This window comes from Bacillus cereus group sp. BfR-BA-01360 (assembly GCF_022663595.1).
In the GTDB taxonomy this organism is placed as follows: domain Bacteria; phylum Bacillota; class Bacilli; order Bacillales; family Bacillaceae_G; genus Bacillus_A; species Bacillus_A cytotoxicus.
Window position 1 is genome coordinate 1 of the sequence record NZ_JAKUFV010000013.1, and the last position, 16,169, is coordinate 16,169.

Here is a 16,169-nt window from a genome sequence, read left to right on the forward strand (position 1 = left end):
TTGAACCACACGTTGAGCAGCCATTACTTGCCATTGATCCACTTGTTGCTGCTGTCTCTGGTAACGCTGTCGCTTCACTAATTTCTACAAAGTCTAAATCCTCTATATCTGAAAATAATTCTTCTACTAATTTGTCTTTTTCATTTCCCATTGATTTCTCTCTCCCATTAATTTATTTTTTTAACTTCTTTTGAATAGCCATACCAAGAGTAATTAAAACAATTGAAACTCCAACTAAAATCATAATTTCTTTTGGATAATCTAACACTGAGTCATTTGTTGACCATACCCCTCTCATCATGGTTAAGCCATAAATAATTGGATTAAAAAGGTAAACCAAATTCTTTAAAAAAGTTGGAAACATCTCTGGCGGGAATGTTAACCCACCTAAGAAAATTTGAAAATAGAATATTAATAGTGAAACTGATTGATAGGTTACACTTTTATTTATAAAAGCAGTTAAAAAATACGTAATCGCAAATTGATACATATTAATGATTAAAAACACTATGATTACATTTGGTACATTTTCAAACGGAATCGAAATATTTTTTAAAACTGAAGCAAATACAACTAATACTAACGATGCAACCAATTGAAAAATAAAAGTCGCGATGTAAAGACTGGCAGAAACTGTTAAACCTGATATCCCTAACAACTTAAATTTCAATAAATTCCCTTGTTCTTTATAAACAATGAAATTTTGTCCAAATATCACCATAACACCATTAACTATAATAATTGGGATGTATGCTGGTACAAGTAGGTTTGTAAGCGCCATCTGTCCATCAACTGTATAGCCAGATAATAAATTACTAAAAATGAAAAACATAGCTATTGGTAAGGTGAATCCTAAAATTACGCTTTTAACATTTCTTAATAGTAGCTTAATTTGATAGCCTGATAGAACTAATAAATTATCCATTTAAGATCTCCCCATTCTTTACTAACTTGTAACCTAATATTTTTAGAAAAGCATCTTCAAAAGTATGATTTTTGATAGCTATATCATATCCACCTAATTGTTTTACTTTTTTATACATTTCCTCCTCTTTATCTCCTCTGTAATCTAAAGACAACACATTTCCTTCATTTATAATTTTCCCACCAAACGCTGCATAGAACTCTTCTCTATTATCTGCTCTAAATTCAATCTTTTTAGCTGAGTCAAATTCTTCATTTATGATATTAGAAACTGTTCCAATTCTTTCAATTTTCCCCTTATTTAAAATAACTACCTTATCCGCTAAATATTCAACTTCATCTAGAAAATGGCTAGTTAAAATAACAGTCATTCTCTTCTCTTGATTTAGCTTTTTAACATAGTTCCAAATTTGATGTCTTGACATTGCATCAAGACCTGTTGACAGTTCATCAAATATAACAAGTTCTGGATCTCCTATTAATGTTAAAAGAATTGATAATTTTTGCCTTTGTCCACCAGATAAATCTTTAATATACATATTTTTAAAATTTGTAAATTCAAAATCCTGTAATAAACTTTCCAAATCAATGGAGCTTTTTAAAATTTTTTTGTATAATTTACACACTTCATATACTTTAGATTCTTGTTCATAACTTGACGATTGCATTTGATATCCTACCTTTTTGTATAAATCTTTCTTATCAAAACTAAACTCAATCTCCCCATCATAATCGATAATATTCATAATCGAATTGATTAAAGTTGTTTTCCCTGCACCATTATGTCCTAAAATTGCAACAATACTTCCTTTCTCTACAAAAAAGCTAATATCTTTCAGAACTTGTTTTTTTCCATATTTCTTTGATAATTTTTTTAGTTTAACTACATTCATGTTAGCTCCTCCTCTCAAATTTAAAACACCGTTTTCGCAACTAGTTTCATATCTGGTAGCTTTAAATGAAAGAATCGATTAATTGGTAAAGCTGCATCTACATATAATTTTTGGTGTGTGTTATTTATTAAAAAGATTAGGTTATTTATTAATAGAGAATAAATTGTTAACATATTTGCATAAGATGGGATTACTTGCGAATCACTACTCTTACGTACATTAGTTCCAAGTTGCTCTTTAGGAAATTCAGCTAATGAAAAGATACAAGGCCCTAATGTCATTTCGGTTACCGAATAAGGAAGAATACAATCAAATCCATCTAGCATATCTAGATCAGAGTTTAAAAACTCCTTTTCTACAACCCCAATTATCCTTTTATTTACATTCTCAATAGTATCAACAACATGAAATCCATTATTTTCTAATATTGTGGAGAGTAGATTGTTTTTGTCACCTAAGATATAGATACATGTATTTTCAAGTGACTCCCTATAATTCAATAAATCTTCTATTGGTGTTCCTGTTTGTTCACATAGTAAAAATACATTTCTAATATTCAATTCCTTACTTAACACCTTTATATCTTTACTTAATAAAAATTTTTCCGGAACTGATTTAAAAATACTAATCAGAACTTTTCCTTCTTCTGAATCCCAATCTTTTAATTTATTAATTTCAATTCCTTCATACATCATTTTTTGTAGTCTGGCATCATCTATTGATTCATTAACTTTGATCTTCGTTACACTTTTATTAAAAATATTCTCTATATAAATTGTATTATCTATATTTAATAATTTATTTTCTGCTTTTAATATAAGATTCATCTATCCCACCACCATTACATATAATAAGTCATACTCTTTTATATACTTTTTAAATTCTTCTTCATAAAATCCACCAATGCAAGTAGTATTCAACCCTAAATATTCCGCATATAGTGAAATATTTTGAGCCATATGACCAATTTCTTGATTTAGCAACCGATAAGATAATTCACCATATTTATCTTCCAATAATTGGTAGTCACTTGTGAAAAATATTTTTAATGGGAATTTAGCTAATTGGTTATCAATAACCACCTCATCTAAATAATGCCCTGTATTCAAAGAATATTTTTCTAACATATGCTTATATGGGTTATATCTATATATATCATCTTTAAAATCAGGAAGATTAATTGTTAAAAATAAAGTACACGGATACAATGCTCCTGGCGAAGGATACGCAAAGTAATTATTTTCACTATCTGTAATTCCCACAGAAAATAACAACAATTTTGATAGAATTTCTTTCGTAATATTTACCTCCGAACGAACCCTTCTCGTTCTTCTACGCTTTAAAATTTCTTCAATCTGTACTTTTGATGAATACTTTTGTAATGCAATCCCTTCGTATTTATCCCACTTCTTCGAACCTTTAACCTTTTTTATTTGAACTGATGTATAATTTCTTCTCGAAATTGAATGTTTATGAAAATACTTCCTCAGCGAAGATCTATCAAAATCTGTATCCCACCAAGTCACTTCTTTACTTAATTTCATATGTCAGTTCCCTCATTTCACTGAGACTCTTTGCAATTTCATACTCTAATTCAGGATGTACTCCCAAACGATTGTTTGTCATATGAATATGTGATAAAATCACATGAAGTGGAAACCCTTTTAATTTTTTTAATGCTTCTAAATACTCACTATATGCTTTTTGCGGAACATTCATTTTTTTTAAATAATCTACCCTTTTTTTAATTAAATAATCTTTTTTTTCAGAATCATCACTACAGTTTGCTTGTTTATATATTTTCCACATTTCTTTATATATGCTATATGTACTATTTGGAAGATCCAATTCTTTAATCGTCCAGAAAAGCAGATCAGTAGCAACTATTAATCTGTATCCAAAAGACAATGTATTTAACTTTAATACTAGATTGCTACTCTGAGAAAAAATGTTTTCTGATATCTCCATACCTTCCCTTCCACCATATCTATCGTATTCCGGTTCATAATTATCTTTTTCTACGGTACCATGCTGTTTCCAAAATACTGAACTTATATTTTCCCCTTTCAGCATTGTTTCATTATAAAAATTATCGTAATCGATTAATTTAATACTCTCTTTGGATATAAAATCTTCAATTGATTTTTGGAATTTCTCTCTAAAAAATTCATGATTGAAAGATTGCTCATTATTCACCCTTAATCTAATATGTGGACCACCTAGCCAATATCTTATAAAAAACCAATTATTTTTATCAGGTATATTCTCCTCAATAAATTTTGGAAACTTCTCACTCATATATTTGTCTAACGCGTTATAATCATGAATATAAGCATGATAGGAAAACCACATGTCCATACACCTCTCTCATTTTATAAATACTCCCTAATCTGAGTTACAGGACTATTACATAAAACACCAATATAATTTATTTCCCATGTATTATCTAGCTCTAATATCTCTTTTAAATATTCATCGTTATGATTTTTCATTGGTCGAAAAGCATAACCTTTTTCTGCACTATGAAGACAAAATGCTTGCATTAATTCCCCTGCAGAAATAATTGTAGAGATTAAACCATCTTTTTTAATTAATTTCTCGTTTGAATAACAAACTACAACTTTTGAATATGTTTGCAAATCAAAGAATTCATGATCATTATAAAGAATTTTACTAAAATCAACGCTAATATTTTGATTACTACCATTATCAAAAGTTATTTTCTCTTTCTCTACTATGCAAAAATTGATCTCTGGATTTGTAATGCAGTTTTTAACTCTACCAATTGAGAGTACTGCTTCTCTCGCATTCAATTTATCAAATTGTTCAGATATATTAAAGTTCCCTACCATTGTATGCGCCGAATTTCTTACCTTGTTATATGAAAATCCAATTTCATCATGCATCGGAATAAAACTACCTATTTCTTTTAATTTAAAATGCTCAAGCAGTTGACTCACATATGCAGTTGGTTTTAATTCATTAAACGTTTTCAATGTCGCGATTCTTTTCTGTTTAACATCCACTTCAATTTCCAACTCTCCATTAGGCCTATCCATTTCAACTAGGAAAGAAGCATATGAAGAATCTAGTGGTATATCCAATTGTTTTAATACTTCTGTAACATTAAATGATTTGTAACACCCATATTTATTTCCTAATAAGTTTAATGTATTTTTTACGTTAAATAACACGTGTCCAGCATCCAAAATACTGAGATATAAGGCGAACTCACTATAATACCGTGAAATATTCAATAAATCTGAAAAACCGATTATGTATATCTTGTCCATTGAAAAATTATTTCCTATTATGTGATCATTAACTAAGAACAGTTCATCTTCATATAAATCATAGAATAATACCTTACTATTAACCCAAAATAATAGTTGACAAGAATGCATATTCCTTGTTGAAGGAGAATGATTATGCTCCTGATATCTACTCAAAATATCAAATCGGTTTATCTTCAGCGTATTTTTTATAATCTGTTTCAGAATTGTATTCAATTCCGTTTCTTTTTCAAGATTGACTCTTGTCCCTCCAGAAAAATATTGTTTTTTTATAAATGGAGTTAGGTGTGTTAAATGAGTCATATTGTATCTATCTTTTGAGTATCGTTTATAATATTGAAATTCTAATGAATTCACTATTTCACCTACTTTATGGAAATGGATGAGGAACATTGGTTAGTACTTTGAAATCTCCCTCTAATTTATTTATCTTCACTGCTTGTTCTAATCGATCCCTATTGATATTTTGGTATTGCATTCCAAATCCAATATTTTGTAATGTTGGTATATGAATTTTAGTACAACTCAACCCCATATCTCTTAAAAATGCATTGCTTAAATCCGAAATAAAAATTTCTTTGTGATTTTGAGTTATCCTATTTAATAATTCCTCTAATAATTCTCCTTGGGTAATTCTCCTCCCATTATCTGCTTGATAGCTTTGAATACTCAATACGATATCAGTATGTTTCGGAGTATTTAAAGCAAATTCGAGGTGTTTCCTCATCTCCTTGGACGAAAATAAATATAGATGATCTTCTAATTTATTAACATTTAAATAGTTTCTTTTTAAATTTAAAAGTTCACTCTCTGTATACTTTTTATACATATATGCCTTAAACACTTTAATTGAAGTAGCAGCTTCAATTAATGCTGATTTTATTGCAGCTATTGGATTAATATTGGCTCCAGCAGCTGTATAAAAAGCTAAGTTTTCATCATTATCTCCTTTATATTCAAGTAAAACCCAGTAAGCAGGAATTCTTGATTCTAAAGTAATATCAAATAGATGAACTTTGTAATCAATCATTTCTAAATATGCTAGCATTAGCTGAATATCCGTATCTGGATAACTCTCGATGTTATCTAGTTTAATTGGTGGTGATTTTGTATACCAATGGACAAGAAATGAATCTCTTTCAATAACCTCCATCAAAGATACGATTGCCGCTTCTTCCCACGTACTACCTATCGCTGTTCCATTCGAAGTTTCAGCTATATATCTTTCTTCACTACCATCTTTATAAAATTGTTCATTAGAAAAATAGATAATTTGTTCTGGAATCAATACTTCCCTTTTCTTGTTATAATCAAATGTAGATCTCCATCTAATTTTCTTTTTTGAGGAATATTCATTAAATTCGAATGTTTTTAATTCATAATTTTCTTTTCCGTAATGATTAAATTTTTTCATCGGTAAATATTCCATCTTTAATTTCTTCAATTCATCTTCACTCATAATAATTGTCTTTGAATCTTGTGGAGCTACTCCATGAAATCTCTCCAAAGCCTCTAAGACACCTGTATAATAAGATTCATTGTAACTAGAAGCTCTGCCATATGCATCATAACTTCGCCTTCCTAATTTTGCATCAACAGCAATTAATGGCATGGAATCAGCAATTCCTCGATAATGTCCCTTAAATATACCAAATATCGGATGAATTAAACTGGAGTGATAAACTAAAATCTTTTTCATAATTTCTTCAAATTTTGTTTTCCTGAAATTTTGATAACTAATTTTACTAGAATCACAACTTAAATGTTCCCTAGTATTTACCAAGGAATAGTCTAAAACACGCCTTTCCTCAAATGTTTTTGTAATTAAGCTGAAAGTATAGTATTTTTCATTATTAACCAGACTTTTTAAAACTTTAATTATTTCATAATCAATAAACGCCATTTTTTCTTCATCAAAATCTTCAATCTCATAATCAGTATTATCTTGAATACGTTCTTTAATATAATGGTTCCAAGAATACAATGTTGCTATAACAATCAACTCTCTAACCTTTTTTATAATAATTTTGCTATTCATTGTATTCACCTACATCAATTCTCCTAGCAGCAAATCCAAATTTTAAAAGCTCGTACTCATAGGTCCATGCCCATTCTTCATACCTAATGTTATTTTCTTTAAAAAGCCTTAAGGCTTTTTCAATGAAATGATTTTCATCTTCATGGAATGGAACGAATTCTTCTTGTAGATCTGTTAACTTAATTTTATGCTCTTTAAAATAATATGGTGTTTTTACATTAGCTTCAGAGTTTAATTTATTGAAAATATAATTAATGACAGTCTTTTCGATTTGCTCTTCTAACCTAATTGTCTTTTGATTGTCACCAAATAGCTGCTGATCTTCAGTACCAATATATATTTTATACGCTCCTGAATATTCAAAACGTTCTATATATAAATTCACATCCGTTAAAAAATATTTATATGCCGATAACACTTTTATATTTCTCAATTGACTACTACTCATTTTAAAAATTGAACTAGGCTCTTCTAAGTGTTCTAAAAGCAGACATGCTTTTTTATAATAGTAATCTTTAGCTGTTGTAACCAACCACTGATTTCCAGTGTGTTTTGTTAAATATGATTGCAAAGTGAATGTTATTGTCTCAACGCTGTTCTTTTCAAAATTCAATCCAGCAATTGAATATTCTTCATTATCTATAACATCTTTCATTCCATATGTTGAAAAACCAATTTGCTTTAATTCCCCTAACTTTGTTAAATGATTCGATATTTGCAAATGAATTCTATTATTTAATAAATACTGTTCAAAATTATCGATTTGATCAATCGGTTCTATATCACTAACAATTAATGGGATTTGTGATGTACTAATAACTTCGATTTCACCTTGTTTTGTCTCATTTTCAATGAATTTTCCATTTTCATTTATATAAAAGGTATCTTTCCCAAAACCAATAATTTGTTTTAGAGTGAAAATGAAAATGTAGAATGCTCCCATGTTTTGTACCAAAGTATTGATTTCATTATCCAATAATTCATAATCTAGATAATCTACTACAGTTCCACAAATACCCGTATTAAATTTTTGAATAAATATATATCGTTGATCACCGCTTAAGATATCTTCCTTTTTATCTGTAATAACGAAATCATTATTTTTAACTTCTTTTTTATCCTTATATATAAATACATTTATATTATTTGATTGAAATACTTGTGCAATATTAGGGATCTTCACTACAAGTGTTTCAGCAATCGCAATATTAGATTTTTCAACTTTGCTGGCTGCTTCTTGCGAATTATATTGACTAGGCAAATACTGCGATAAAATTGGAAACCACTTTTGATTTTTATTTCGATCAATAGGATCATTTTCATAATAACTAAATAGCATACCGTGGTTTATAAGCAATTTCACTATTTTCAAACAACTTTTTCTGTTCCCCAACATAATGTTGGAGAACCATTCCCCATTTATTGTCTGAGTTAGTATCTTGGTAAGTAATTTATGCTCTTGATCATCAAGCTCAATCTTTAACGTTTTATAGCTTGTCTTTAAAAGAGTAATATTCTTCTTTCTATATATCATTACATTCTCTCGGTTTAATAATTTTATTTCTTTACTCATTGTATCTCCCTCCCTTTTTAAGATTTCACCTCTTTACTCACTGAACATCCTCTTTTTTAAAAATTTCAATGTCGTATTCTGTTGCAAATGTAGCATCATCGCTCAAACATTCTTCAATATATAAGTTTTCATATTTAGTACCTGCATGTTTTTTCAATATCTCCTTTTCGAAAACTTTCAGTGAAATAGGGTTTAGTACATCTACAAAAAATGGTTTAAAATCAATAAGCTTAAATTCTTTATCAGATAAATCTCGCTTAGCAACGACAAAAAATTGTTTTGGTAATCCATGCTTTGTAAAATACAAATTCAACCGTTTATGATATTCCATTGAACTTTCTAATTCTTTTTTATTTAAAAACTCTGCAGCACAACTTAAAGTAACTCTTCTTCTACTTAAAATAATATTATTTGCAAAAATCCTTGGAATTTTCTCTCCTCTAATTAAATCTGGAAATTTAAATGTCATCCTTCCAGAAGAAAATAGTTGTAGTAAGGTTGATATATAACCAGGCATTGCGGTAGGAATTAAAGATCCTCTAAATAAAATTTTCACACGCTTTCCACTATTTCCAGTATGGAATCTTATCGCATCCGTTTCTTTTTCAGCATCAATTGATAAACTTTCTACTTCTAAGTAATCTTTTGCAGCTTTTGAGAATCTTTTTCTTCCTGTTCCAACTGTTGTAACTAAATTATTTAACGTATATTCTTTTATATTTCCATTAAAACCAAAGTTTTCTGTGTACTCACTGTAATCTTGTTTTTTATAATAATCTTCTTCGAATTTTTGATAATTCTCATCACTAATCAGATATTTCTTAAAATAATCCATGAATCTTGCTTTGTATTTTTCTTGTCCATCATAAATTGCATTAATAATTATTTTGTCTCCATTTAGTTGCACGAAAAAGCTCGAAGATAGATCCGCTATATTATATATTTGCTCTGGAATTTTTTTATTATATTTTTCAATTAGTGAAATTATATTAACATCTTCTTTTCCATTACAAATTTCATTTAATTCTTTTATAAATTCCAATTTTAATTCATCTAAAAGTTTGACCCATTTAGAAGTTGCGTTAAGATATCGATATACTGGTCTTGACCAATATGGAAGAATTTCTTTAGATGTATCAAATAATAATGTAAAAAAATCATTGTTCATTTTTTTTACATTATGTTCCTTCAGTTGTTTTCCAAGCTCTAACTGCATTCTAATATTCACATCAAATAGTAAAGACAATCTTTGAAGACTTTTAAGAACAGGCAAATTCTTTTCTAATCGAGAATAATCTAAATGAAACTCGTCTTTTACCACGCCATCTTCATAAAACAATCTACTTGGATCTATATAGATATCCCTAGTTTCAGAGTAACTATTAAGAAGATTCGCCGTATCCTTATATAATTTGTTTCTATGGTGAATATTTATGGAACCTTGTAATTGATTCTTGATATTACTTAAAGATTGTAATATCTGTGAAAGCTCTTTATATTTTTCTGGGGATAAGTATTCATTTCCAACTTCCAGAATTTCCGAAATAAATTCTGTCTCATTTTTTTGAGAAAACCCAACAGTTGGTACTAATAATCCTATTTGTACATATTCTTTTATAAGATCTAACACCTGCTTTTCAGAGATTTTTTCTCCTTGAAAGACGCCTAATAAATCTTTCACACTAATAACACTATTTACACTATGTTTCTTAAAAAATTCAGCTAACCTCCTAGGCATTCTTAATTTCTTCACAATTTCACTTGTCTCAAAAATTTTTTCACTTTTCTTATCATCACTGGTAGCCACAAAGCTAATGTAATTTTTTTGATTTTCTTTCTCAATAGATAAGGGAGGAATTTTGTAGGTTACTTTCTTGTAAAAATTATCCTCATTGAGCAAAAATTCAAAAATTAATCGATTTAAAAATGCATAGTTTATTTTTATAAATTTTTCATATTTAAAAACAGATCTATCATCCTCATAATCACTCTCAACTAAGTTAACTCTCCCAACCCTTGTTATTTCAGAGAATGGGCTAGTCTTCATAGCTGCTCTTGAAAGTACCTTATAAAGAGTATAATCGAGTTTTCTTTCTTTATTTTTATGTTCTTCTGGTGGCAATGCTAAATACTTATTTAATGTTTGATAAATTTTGGGTTGAATCATTAATAAGTTATTTTTTATTTCATTACTATTCTTTACTTCTTCATACATTTTTCTTCTGGCATTGTTATAGGTATTCTCATACAACATTTCATATTCAGTTTCATGATTCAGATAATTCATCCATAATTCATAAAACATTGTAAGTTCTCTCACTATATCTTCATTTAGCTTAGAAGTAACTTCAAATAATATTTTTTCAAACTTATTAAATCTTTCATTATATATGGCTCTTTTTATGTTTAGTAATTTATTATCTTTAGAGACTTCAATGAGCCTTTCTAATAGGTTAATTAATTTTTCTTTCGATTTATCAAATTGTTCCTTTAACTCTAATATTTTCTTTATTTGTTCTTCAAATTCAATTTTATTGCTTATCTCTACTGACTTTTTCTCAATTGAATTCGTCCTAATCAACACAAAAGGATTCAGTGTTTCCATTAGAAATACCTCATTTCTAAAACTTAAATTTTCATAAGGAGATTGCTATAATTTTCTTCTACATGTTTAATTGCACAGTATCCATAAAAATGTTTTTTTAACATTCCTTGTTCAAAAAATGGCAATGTAATATAGAATAGATTAATAATATTTCGATAAATTATCATCTCATCTGACATCATTAGTGCTTCCAAATCTCCTTTTTCAAGTAACAAATTGTGAAATGGATTGTCCATCTTTGAAATATGCTTTTTAAACATTTGATATTGAATATTTAAATCAAGGTTTTTGTCATCAATAAATTTTTCTTTTTTGAAATCAGCCCTCATATCATCACTAATAGTTTTCCATACTTCTTTCCATTCACTTAAAGCTGATTTAGTTTCTTGAGTATAATTTATAACTTCTTCTTTAAACAACTTGTTATATAAATCATCAAATCGTTCCTTAACATTTTCATCATGTCCTTCAAGTTTTAATCTTGAGAAAAAGCCCATAACATGAGATAGATAAGAAATGTATCCCTGAGTAATATTTCCGTTAAATAAAGTAGCAATATATAGAAACATTTCCGTAAATAATTTTGTACGCTCCTTCTCATTCATATCACTAATCTCTTTTAATAATTTATTATTAACAGGCTGGCTCAAAAATCTAAATCTATGAAATAATTGTCTGTGATATTCAGAGTTATAAACACCACTTTTTCCCTCTCCTATTTCTACTACCCCATCATCTTGCATCTCAATATTTTCAGCTGTTCTTAACTCAAGATCAATTAATCTCTTTTGTTCTTTTTCATATTTTCTCTTTATCGTTTCGATAACAACTGGATCTACACTATTTTCATTTTTATAATGTTCAACATATTGCTTTACTTGATCAGCAAGTCTTTCCTCTGATTCCTTTTCTCTTAATGTAATTAAAATGCTCGGCCCTTTTAACCAATCTGTATCTAAAAAATAATTACCTGGTACTTCTTTCTCTAATACATTTTCGGCTAAACCTAACATTAATGGGGTTTTACTATTTTGATAATCATATACTCTCACTGGCACAATGAAACACTCCTATTTTTATATTTTGAATTTAAATACTAATATTTTTTATTTCTTACTCATTACCCTTCTTAGTTCTCCCTGTTTGTTTCCTCTAAATTTTCTAAGTTGTTCTTCAAATTTTTTTGTGTTTTCCTTTGTGACTACAGTATATCTCTAATACTTCTTATTTTTTTATTTTTATCTCTATTCACTTGATTTCCATCAAAATCGTTTTTACATAATATAAAAAAGACGATTTTGATATCAAAATCGTCTTTACCCACTTAAAATAGTCTTCATTATAAGATGTGAAACAAGAAAAAAGCAACACTTTTAAGGATTCTGTCCCACCTTATGTTCTTCCCTTTTCCAATCCTAATTCTCCATTTACTTTCGTGCACTTTTCTTCTAAAAAATGTCCTTCATAAAACACAAGAGCAGCTAAGCTACATAGTAAAGTCATTGGCACACTTACCTTATATAAATCTATAAAACTCTTCGCCATTTTCTTTTCTGCGTAATGCCTCACATCATTTGAAAATGTAAGAATTTCTTTTCTATTTCTTCTCTTCCTACTTCTCTATATTCTACTGGGGCTTTATTTAATATTTCACTGACTTCACTTAAAATTAGTTTTTCTTTTTGCTATTTGCTCAAATTTAGAGCTTCTACATTTCTTTTTCAGACGATTTGTTTTTAATCCGATGCTGAAACGACAGAGTCGTGAGAAATACAGTTACTCCCCATGCCCAAAGCGATTTTAAAATTGCATACGGAAATAGTGCAAAGACTGCAACATAGCTCCATCCTTTAGTCAAATAAGGTTTATCAGCTATTTCTGACCTCATACGTTTCTCATGTTTTAAGTTCAAAAGATATTCTCCCTTCTCATTTTCTTTTATTCACCTCAAACATCGGTGTGTAAAATAATCAAAATATGCATGTATTTTTGCTTACTATGCAAGTAAGATCATATTCCCTCAACCAACTCTTTCTTTTTACATATATCGTATATTGTGACAAAAATGGATAATACTAACAAATAAAGTTATAAAAGAATAGGGGCTTTGTAAAATGAAACGAAAAATATTTTTCTTACTTACTCTTCTTTGTATAGTATTGCCGATACAAGTAAGTGCCTTTACATTTCAAGAACTTCCTGTTGCTTCAAAGTCTAAACAATGGTATATCGAAATTGATAAATCTTACAACTCAAACAAACAAGCGATACAACCGAAGCAAGGTGTCTATGATACATATAGTTTATTCGTTAAAAATATCGGTAAAGATGTATCAAATGTATCTATAGAAATAGTTGGTAATGATCCATCAGCTAAAACTACATTTAAACCTACTGTACCACATACAAATGTCTCAAAAAGTCATACAAGTTTTGATTATATGGTTTTCCCACTATATTTTACTAGCCATACATTTAAAGTTGTCATGACTTGGGAAGAAAAAGAATTTACTTATAACGGGCATCCAGAAAGTAAAAGTAAAAAGATGAAACAAACATTTATATTTACTGAAGAATAACAAATTTTTCAAATCAAAAAGGTGTTTTCTGTGGAGAAAACACCTTTTTCGTTTATTACATTTTTAAATTACTTTTCAATGTCCAATATTTTTCTTGCTTATCTTTCATCGAAAACTCTACCCATCCATTTGGATCTTCACGATGAACTGTTACTTTTGATCCATTCGTTAATGTTCCCATTTCATTTTGTGTAATATCTGGGATACTCTTAATTTTCAAATCGTATGGATACGGCACTTTATAATATTTTCCAGATGCCTGAACAGCAATTTCTCTATTTCCTAAATCCTTATATGGAATTTCATTTCCTAACGCTTCAACGTCTAAAGTATGTGGGTTTTTCGGTAATCTGTTAGCATTTTTATAATCATTTCGATCAAACGGCTTAATACGCTCCATTAAACCAGCAATTTTTCCAGCCCATTCTGGATCGGATGCATATTTCACATTCATACCAACTAATGTTGGACCATTATAATAGATTGCACCTTTCTCTAAATAACGTTCTCTCACGTAGTTAGCATTGTACGAAATACTATCACGGTATGTTGGTAAATATTTTGCATGATAGAATGGATCGCGATCATATGCACGTAGTCCAAATAAATTATGTTTACGATATGCAATCTCAGATCTTCCATATCCAGATTCTAAAATTGCATGTGCTGCTAAGTAAAGAGCATTTACACCATGTTCATTTTGTGCTGCAATAAAGTCTTGTCCATGGCCAATTAACGGACTATCAGAACGCGATTTCTTAAGAAAATTATCAATTTCTTCTGCTGTTACATTGGAAGCTAATGTTAAATCTAAATTTAAATAAGATTGTTCCGCATTAAATAAAAATTGTGCATATTCCTCACGTGTGACAGTTTTTGACGGATAAAATGCACCCGTTCCATCTCCCTCTGCCATTCCATTAGACTGTAACGCACTAATTGCATCTTTCGCCCAAGAATTCGGATCCACATCATGAAATGTATGATTCGCCTTTACTTTTAAATGATAAGCTCTTTGTAAAATCATTGCCATTTCAGCGCGAGTTAATGAATCCTTTGGTCTAAAGTTTTTGTTCTCATCCCCTGTAAAGATTCCCATCTCCGTTAAAGCTAAAATCCCATTTGGAAACATTGTTGTACTTGCACTTACATCATGATATGGATTTTTATATTCTGCTTTCGCTTCTGGTTTCAATGCACGATAAATAAGTGCAGCTACTTGTTCACGCGTTACGCTGTCTCCCAATCCAAATTTACCGTTGTCATAACCTGCAATGATGTTTCGATTTGCTAAATCATTGATTGCCTCATATGCCCAATGACTCTTTGGTACATCTGAAAATCCTTTTTCTGCCGCAAATGAGGTTGTTGGAACCATTATAACTTGTAGTGCAGCTGTCATTGCTAAAACGTTAGAAATTACTTTTTTCATCTTACTCTTAACACGTTATGTACTTACTTGTCCCGTGTTAACTAGCCTCCTTTTTTCATAAAATACTAGCATTTCATCTATCAAACTCATTCATACTCTCCTCTTCTTATAAGAAGGAGATAAAAATACCCTATGCTACGAGATAAATTAGCTAACGATAAAAGTATACGTTATTAAAATCAACTAATCTAGCCCTATATCTTAAAAATTAATATAAAACGATATATTTCTCTATTTTAATGAAAAATTATATTGTAAAAAAAACAGTTTATCTGAATGCTAGATTTGAAAATCAAATCGCTATTTGACTAATTGGCACTTGAATACGTCAGACCTTTTCCATTTGTACTCCCCTCTTTTTCACTGCTTACAAACTTAAAAAAAATAATTTTCTGAATTTAAATAAATAACTTGATTCCTCGAAAAATTTAAATTATTATAAAACACATGTTACCAACAACTTCATAACTGAAACACTCTCGCCTAAAACGTGAGATAGAGGTTGCAGCACTTATGATTATTCTAAAGGAGACACAGAGATGTCAATGAGTTTAGAGGAAAGGAAGTGTTGCCGAAATCGATAAATTTCTCTGCATTTATCGATTGGGGCTGTTTTCGAATAGAAACAGAACTGTCATATATACAGACGTGTATATATGAAGAGCTATCTACAAAAAAGAGATATCATGTTTATACTGATATTCCTTTTTTGGCGATTTTTTTATTAGCTCCGTTTTCTGTTTCCCTTTTCCTGTAACAGCACCATCCTCATCTATTTGAGATGGTGTTTTTTCTTTTCTGTCCGGTAACTACAGGAATATTGGGGATTTTC

Annotated in this window: 15 protein-coding genes and 1 riboswitch; of the genes, 1 reads left to right on the forward strand and 14 read right to left on the reverse strand. The window is 29.3% G+C overall.

The genetic code is table 11. The features are described 5' to 3' along the window. From MR056_RS13040 to MR056_RS13100, 13 genes are all read right to left on the reverse strand, one after another. Positions 1-151: thiazolylpeptide-type bacteriocin (locus tag MR056_RS13040; protein ID WP_242136568.1), on the reverse strand; the 151-nt coding region annotated here is incomplete at its 3' end. A 21-nt stretch (positions 152-172) separates the two neighbouring features. Then, positions 173-925, reverse strand: a complete 753-nt coding sequence (locus tag MR056_RS13045; RefSeq protein WP_087098410.1) for an ABC transporter permease — start codon at positions 923-925, stop codon at positions 173-175. Next, a complete protein-coding gene (locus MR056_RS13050) occupies positions 918-1,817 on the reverse strand; it encodes an ABC transporter ATP-binding protein (protein WP_087098408.1) in 900 nt (299 codons plus the stop codon). Before MR056_RS13050 ends, MR056_RS13045 begins: the two co-directional genes overlap by 8 nt. 20 nt (positions 1,818-1,837) lie before the next feature. Further along, positions 1,838-2,644, reverse strand: a complete 807-nt coding sequence (locus MR056_RS13055) for a hypothetical protein (RefSeq protein WP_087098407.1) — start codon at positions 2,642-2,644, stop codon at positions 1,838-1,840. Further along, on the reverse strand, positions 2,645-3,361 hold the full coding sequence (locus tag MR056_RS13060; RefSeq protein ID WP_210351330.1) for a SagB family peptide dehydrogenase: 717 nt from the start codon (positions 3,359-3,361) through the stop codon (positions 2,645-2,647). Continuing rightward, positions 3,348-4,175, reverse strand: coding sequence for a thiopeptide-type bacteriocin biosynthesis protein (locus MR056_RS13065; RefSeq protein WP_087098403.1), 828 nt, complete (start codon positions 4,173-4,175; stop codon positions 3,348-3,350). The genes MR056_RS13060 and MR056_RS13065 overlap by 14 nt, the downstream gene beginning before the upstream one ends. 14 nt (positions 4,176-4,189) lie before the next feature. Then, positions 4,190-5,467 (reverse strand): hypothetical protein, encoded by a 1,278-nt coding sequence (locus MR056_RS13070; protein ID WP_140388412.1) that lies wholly within the window; start codon positions 5,465-5,467, stop codon positions 4,190-4,192. A gap of 13 nt (positions 5,468-5,480) precedes the next feature. After that, positions 5,481-7,148: a YcaO-like family protein gene (locus MR056_RS13075; protein WP_242136569.1), complete on the reverse strand. Its 1,668-nt coding sequence runs from the start codon at positions 7,146-7,148 to the stop codon at positions 5,481-5,483. Then, positions 7,141-8,721: a hypothetical protein gene (locus MR056_RS13080; protein ID WP_087098397.1), complete on the reverse strand. Its 1,581-nt coding sequence runs from the start codon at positions 8,719-8,721 to the stop codon at positions 7,141-7,143. Before MR056_RS13080 ends, MR056_RS13075 begins: the two co-directional genes overlap by 8 nt. 37 nt (positions 8,722-8,758) lie before the next feature. Next, positions 8,759-11,326: a hypothetical protein gene (locus tag MR056_RS13085; protein ID WP_087098395.1), complete on the reverse strand. Its 2,568-nt coding sequence runs from the start codon at positions 11,324-11,326 to the stop codon at positions 8,759-8,761. 23 nt (positions 11,327-11,349) lie between these two features. Continuing rightward, on the reverse strand, positions 11,350-12,384 hold the full coding sequence (locus tag MR056_RS13090) for a hypothetical protein (protein WP_087098393.1): 1,035 nt from the start codon (positions 12,382-12,384) through the stop codon (positions 11,350-11,352). 334 nt (positions 12,385-12,718) lie between these two features. Continuing rightward, on the reverse strand, positions 12,719-12,871 hold the full coding sequence (locus MR056_RS13095) for a hypothetical protein (protein WP_176371926.1): 153 nt from the start codon (positions 12,869-12,871) through the stop codon (positions 12,719-12,721). A 163-nt stretch (positions 12,872-13,034) separates the two neighbouring features. Beyond that, the gene (locus MR056_RS13100; protein WP_087098391.1) at positions 13,035-13,238 is read right to left on the reverse strand and encodes a hypothetical protein; all 204 of its coding nucleotides are present in this window, start codon (positions 13,236-13,238) and stop codon (positions 13,035-13,037) included. A 202-nt stretch (positions 13,239-13,440) separates the two neighbouring features. Between MR056_RS13100 and MR056_RS13105 the strand changes: the two genes are divergently transcribed. Continuing rightward, complete coding sequence (locus MR056_RS13105) at positions 13,441-13,905, forward strand: hypothetical protein (protein WP_087098389.1); 465 nt, start codon at positions 13,441-13,443, stop codon at positions 13,903-13,905. 55 nt (positions 13,906-13,960) lie between these two features. On the opposite strand, the gene MR056_RS13110 is transcribed toward MR056_RS13105, so the two are convergent. Then, a complete protein-coding gene (locus MR056_RS13110; RefSeq protein ID WP_087098387.1) occupies positions 13,961-15,337 on the reverse strand; it encodes an S-layer homology domain-containing protein in 1,377 nt (458 codons plus the stop codon). Between the two features lie 488 nt (positions 15,338-15,825). Beyond that, positions 15,826-16,012: riboswitch (Lysine riboswitch) on the forward strand. Positions 16,013-16,169 lie beyond the last annotated feature (157 nt).

Bases quoted from the DNA above. Each gene is read 5' to 3' on its own strand.
- MR056_RS13080 (WP_087098397.1), bottom strand. From the start codon at position 8,721: ATGAGTAAAGAAATAAAATTATTAAACCGAGAGAATGTAATGATATAT.
- MR056_RS13095 (WP_176371926.1), bottom strand. From the start codon at position 12,871: ATGGCGAAGAGTTTTATAGATTTATATAAGGTAAGTGTGCCAATGACT.
- MR056_RS13050 (WP_087098408.1), bottom strand. From the start codon at position 1,817: ATGAATGTAGTTAAACTAAAAAAATTATCAAAGAAATATGGAAAAAAA.
- MR056_RS13065 (WP_087098403.1), bottom strand. From the start codon at position 4,175: ATGGACATGTGGTTTTCCTATCATGCTTATATTCATGATTATAACGCG.
- MR056_RS13105 (WP_087098389.1), top strand. From the start codon at position 13,441: ATGAAACGAAAAATATTTTTCTTACTTACTCTTCTTTGTATAGTATTG.
- MR056_RS13060 (WP_210351330.1), bottom strand. From the start codon at position 3,361: ATGAAATTAAGTAAAGAAGTGACTTGGTGGGATACAGATTTTGATAGA.
- MR056_RS13110 (WP_087098387.1), bottom strand. From the start codon at position 15,337: ATGAAAAAAGTAATTTCTAACGTTTTAGCAATGACAGCTGCACTACAA.
- MR056_RS13085 (WP_087098395.1), bottom strand. From the start codon at position 11,326: ATGGAAACACTGAATCCTTTTGTGTTGATTAGGACGAATTCAATTGAG.
- MR056_RS13075 (WP_242136569.1), bottom strand. From the start codon at position 7,148: ATGAATAGCAAAATTATTATAAAAAAGGTTAGAGAGTTGATTGTTATA.
- MR056_RS13055 (WP_087098407.1), bottom strand. From the start codon at position 2,644: ATGAATCTTATATTAAAAGCAGAAAATAAATTATTAAATATAGATAAT.
- MR056_RS13045 (WP_087098410.1), bottom strand. From the start codon at position 925: ATGGATAATTTATTAGTTCTATCAGGCTATCAAATTAAGCTACTATTA.